Genomic DNA, 4,373 nt, shown 5'->3' with positions numbered 1-4,373 from the left:
TGCGCGCGGTTCTCCTCACTGTCAGACGTGCGCAGCGTGCTGCCGTCCACCGCATAGCGGGCAAGCCCTCGCCAGGACCGGCCGGATTGATGACGCTCATCCCAACAGGCCGAACTCATGGCAAAGAGCTGCGCCAAGGGCGCTTGGCCGAGCCGCCCAGGGCGGCGATCATGGTAGCCCCGATATCCACGGTAGTAGCCGCGGCGCTCGGGTTCGCGTTCGCGGTAGGCGTAGCGGTCGTACCGATCCCGTGGGCATAAGGTGGCGGCGGCCGGTGATCGTCGCGGGCCTGAACCACGTCATTTTGAGCAGGCGTGGCATGAGCAGATGGCATTGGGCCGGCATAGACCGACGTCAGAGAGGTGGCGCCAATGCAAACCTTGACCATCCCAGTGCGAACCGCTTCATTACATTCATTTTTCATTTCCTTCGCACTCAAGCGGGAAGACGTTGGGCCCCATGCGACTAGCGCAAGGTGAACACCGCAACACAAGGTTTACACTATGCTGTGAGTGCCAGTTGTGGCTTAGCGGCGCCGCAATTGGGGTCATAGAGACCCGAACGACGCCTCAAACGTCGCGCAGATCTCTGGCGTTTAGCCAATTGTTTATGCTCTCTGATGAAACACAAAGCCCACCGTGGCGAGCCTTGTGTCGGTCATTGACTCCTAGGACGATGTGGCAAAGTACTTAAAGAGTATTGATCAACGTCAGAGGCTCTTGATCATGGCGCATTACACCGAAACACAGCGATTTCACTGCGAGAGCAATTCGGGAAGACKTTATACTGTCATCGAGCAGATACTAACGTCTCGGCTCGCACTCGACGTATCAGCAAGCCCCCGAACGGATTACGTTACGGAAGACGGCGAAATCGCGGAGAGGCTGGATGATGCCACCTTCCTGCTTCTTTTGTCCGACGAGGTCGTACGCGTTGCCTAGCTCGTTGGAACTCCGGCCTCTTCGTCAAGGCCAGACGATTTGTGGAGGCTCCAGCAGGAACGCGGCAACGGTCGGTTGAGGACGGGCACCACACTGCACTTTCGCAGGGGAGACGGGCTGACCGAGGGCTCGTCTGGGCCCTCATTCGATATAGTAGTCTTGTCCGGCTTTTTGATAGGTGAGTTTTAGCGTCCCGTCAGGCTGGACGACATAACGCTCGTTGATGCGGTATCCGAACTTCCCGAGGAACGTGTTTTTGATGACAGTTCCTGGCCTATAGGGAGAATGAATTACCCTGCCGCCGTATGTCAGGCTTCCTGGAAGCGGCGGAATCTCCGCCATTGAGGTAGTACAAGCTGCCAAAGCGACTGCGACCGTTGCGCTGGCAATCATCGGGACAATTCGCATTCGATGCTCCATGAAAGGACATCAAACACCGGTTCGCTGCCAAGGTCCACGGTTTGGAGAATAGTTAGTTGACCGCTCTCCTCGGCGCGGTGGGTGTCAGGAGCGGATTTCTAGTAGGGACCAATGCACTGCCGCCGAGGGCCGTAGTAAGGCTGGAACGTATTGTCATAGGCCCTATAGGAACGATATCGGGAATAGCACCAGTCGGCGTGCGAGTTGCCGTAATATCGTGGCTGATCATAGTAATACCTTGGCTGAGCGAGCGCACCGCCAATAATCGCGCCCGTCGCCAGTCCGCCGAGTAGCAGGCCGAAATCGTTGTAACCGCCGCCGTAGTATCCACCGCCATAGAAGCCACGGCCATAGTAGCCGCCATAGCGTCCGTAGCGGTAGCCACCATAGGGCCGATAGCCACCGTAGGGCCGATAGCCACCGTAATAGCTGCGACCATAGTTTCTGTAACCACCCCAGCTGCCGCCGTAGTAGCGGCCATAGTTGCGGCCGTAGTGCCCGCGATATTGGATCAGTTGTCCATCCGTAGCTTGTACCGTCGGCGCCTTGAAGGATGGGAATGCTTGAGCCGGTAGCACGCTCGACAATGCAGCCACCAGCGAAAGGCAAAAGACTGCGAAGTTCCTCATTTTAACCACCCTGTACTTTCACAGGGCAAACGGCTGAAACGGTATTTTGTGCCCTCCCTCAGATCAAGGTCACGCCAATGTGATTGTCGCGGCGTACGCTCGGTCGGTTCCAAGGCGCACTCGCCCATTTCGGTTGTCAATTGACTCGACTTGGTTGCACCCTTCCGCTTGCCATTGCTGATGATTTGAAGGAGTATTCGGCCTATGGCCCTTGAGACTTGGGCAGTCTCCAATGATCGGACAATGCCATGCCTCTGAAGTATTTTTTGGCTGCCGCGGCAATAGCGCTTTTGACCCTTTCAGGGTGCACAACCACCAGCTCAGAAAACACAACCTACGCAAGCCCGGCAGGGATAGGCCCGGTTCGCGGCACCGGCAACAACTTCTACTAGCTTTTGCGCGGCTGCACGGCGTCGATAGACCGGCATTGGCTTGATGCCGAGACCGTCGAGAAGTGCATCGAGCCTGCTGCTCATCCACCGACCTCGATGAATTCGATCGGGCCGCCGGCGACGCCATCATCGAAGACCGCGCACGATAACCGGCCTCCAAAAACGCATGCGCTATCAAGGTTAGTACGGTTGCCAATTGTCTGTGGGTTCTTGAGTGACGGTGTATGTCCGTGTACGAGATGCTTTCCCCAGTATTCGCCAGAGTAGCCGGCGGGGAAGCGTGTCCACATCAAATCGTCGGCCGTCTGATCCTCGAAGTAGACGCCATTCTTGACGCCTGCGTGCACGAAGATGCGATGCTCGTCCTGGTGTATCAAAGGCAGGGAAGCGACCCATGCGAGGTGGGCGGTAGGGATATCGTTCCGGTATGATGCAAGGGTCTCAAGGCCACCATTGTCAAGCCACCAGCTTTCGTCATAGCTCCCGTCTAGAGCGCCGACCATCATGTCTTCGTGATTGCCCTTGAGCGCGATCCACTTCGAGTTGGATGCCCTAGGGCCAACCATCAGCCTGTCGATGACTGCGCAGCTGTCGGGACCTCGATCAATATAGTCCCCGAGGAAAACGACCGTCCCAGGGCCAAAGGAATCAATCCTGCGGATCATCTCCTCCAATTGCGTGAAGCATCCGTGGACATCGCCGACAGCAAACGTGAGACTCATGCTCCAACCCTTTCTACCGGTATGACTTTACCCCCTCGGGTGATCGGCCCGAAGGGGAGAAGTAGGGCGTCGGCGTCAGACGTCGCGTCGATGGTCTCGCCGTTGCGTAGCAGATGCCCATTGAAGTCGGCGAGTAGATGAATTGTAGCAGCCCTCTGAGCGTCAAGCTCCGTCGGGAACACCTTTGGCTTGTCGCCCCTTCCATTATCCGCTTCGGATGCCCATCTCTGGCAAAGCGGAGCATTGCCCAATGTCCGCCGATGACCGATTTGGCAAATCCGGCGAACTCGTTCATCTCGCGGTTCCTGTTCCTTTTCCCCGAGTTGGAACGGCGCCGCGCCCTGGGACTTGTTGACACCCCCACGATCGGAGCGCGGTCATGATCGTACATCGATGGAAGAATCCCCTAGTGCTCGGAGACAACCGCATCCGCATTGTTGTCGGCTCCCCTGAGGAGGCCATCAATTGGCTGGTCCATGAGCCCAACCAGAGCACGCCCAAATGGCGGCACGCTTGGAAGGCATGCCGAGATGCCATCGAGGGGCGGGTGCGTGCTGAAGATGCGAGAAGGGCCGTCCAGCTCGCGGCTGCGCACTGACTGTCGAGCCCGGTCCATGGGAACGGGGCGCGCGGCGAGCTTGTTCAGTCGGCACCCCTGGTGCGCTACCGAACTGAACGGGAACGACCTATCCCCTTACCATTCAGCGAATGGGAAGGCAGCCAATAGATTTAACAAAATCAATATTTTGAAAATCGATTGGCGACCCCTACAGATGTACGAAGATCTAACAAAATCAAGTACCTTAGATAAGGTGGGACCAAATATCGCCCCATTGATATCATTGAGGAATTGAGAACGGCGGGTCTTACTTCTTGACGCCAAACCGGCTCCGCCATCTCATCCCTGCTCGGGCGGGAGCATTCACCTATAGGGCCGCACGCCCGCACGACGTTGGGGGCTGGCAAAAGCGCGACTACGGGATTTTTCTATCTAGGTTTTCCAGGACCTCGCCCGACGCTCGTGCGATGGCTGTTCGGTCCAGTAGATGGGGTATACAATCTCAGCCGCTAAGTTAGCCCAGGGAGAGACCGATGCGTGGGCTGGTAGGAAGCGTACTCGTCTACTTGAGCATTTTCGCAACGTCCCAAGGCGGTCCGCTTCACGAGGCGGCCAAGAGCGGCGACCTGGCAGCGCTCGCGGCGGCCCTMGATGCGGGGGCGGACATTGAGGAGCAGGACAAGGGAGCCACTCCCCTCATCCTTGCGGTT

General features: G+C 57.5%; 5 protein-coding genes. 2 read left to right on the top strand and 3 right to left on the bottom strand.

Annotated features, from left to right (window positions below; all coding sequences use genetic code 11):
• Positions 1-1,082 precede the first annotated feature (1,082 nt).
• From AC1DMK_RS30830 to AC1DMK_RS30820, 3 genes are all read right to left on the bottom strand, one after another.
• Positions 1,083-1,349 (bottom strand): hypothetical protein, encoded by a 267-nt coding sequence (locus tag AC1DMK_RS30830; protein WP_477864013.1) that lies wholly within the window; start codon positions 1,347-1,349, stop codon positions 1,083-1,085.
• Positions 1,350-1,459: 110 nt separating this feature from the next.
• Positions 1,460-1,990, bottom strand: a complete 531-nt coding sequence (locus AC1DMK_RS30825) for a BA14K family protein (RefSeq protein ID WP_037061001.1) — start codon at positions 1,988-1,990, stop codon at positions 1,460-1,462.
• 472 nt (positions 1,991-2,462) lie between these two features.
• Positions 2,463-3,104, bottom strand: coding sequence for a metallophosphoesterase family protein (locus AC1DMK_RS30820; RefSeq protein ID WP_477864012.1), 642 nt, complete (start codon positions 3,102-3,104; stop codon positions 2,463-2,465).
• 379 nt (positions 3,105-3,483) lie between these two features.
• Here AC1DMK_RS30820 and AC1DMK_RS30815 point away from each other — a divergent pair, with 379 nt between their 5' ends.
• Both AC1DMK_RS30815 and AC1DMK_RS30810 read left to right on the top strand, forming a co-directional pair.
• The gene (locus AC1DMK_RS30815) at positions 3,484-3,702 is read left to right on the top strand and encodes a DUF982 domain-containing protein (RefSeq protein ID WP_037060996.1); all 219 of its coding nucleotides are present in this window, start codon (positions 3,484-3,486) and stop codon (positions 3,700-3,702) included.
• A gap of 494 nt (positions 3,703-4,196) precedes the next feature.
• On the top strand, positions 4,197-4,373 hold a 177-nt coding region (locus AC1DMK_RS30810; protein ID WP_477864014.1), incomplete at its 3' end, for an ankyrin repeat domain-containing protein.

The sequence above is a fragment of the Rhizobium sp. 05L419 genome (assembly GCF_056397845.1).
This window is presented reverse-complemented; position numbering and strand designations above follow the sequence as displayed.

What these genes read in the sequence shown, in the direction of transcription:
- AC1DMK_RS30830 (WP_477864013.1), bottom strand. Translation starts at nt 1,349, where the DNA reads ATGCGAATTGTCCCGATGATTGCCAGCGCAACGGTCGCAGTCGCTTTG.
- AC1DMK_RS30815 (WP_037060996.1), top strand. Translation starts at nt 3,484, where the DNA reads ATGATCGTACATCGATGGAAGAATCCCCTAGTGCTCGGAGACAACCGC.
- AC1DMK_RS30820 (WP_477864012.1), bottom strand. Translation starts at nt 3,104, where the DNA reads ATGAGTCTCACGTTTGCTGTCGGCGATGTCCACGGATGCTTCACGCAA.
- AC1DMK_RS30825 (WP_037061001.1), bottom strand. Translation starts at nt 1,990, where the DNA reads ATGAGGAACTTCGCAGTCTTTTGCCTTTCGCTGGTGGCTGCATTGTCG.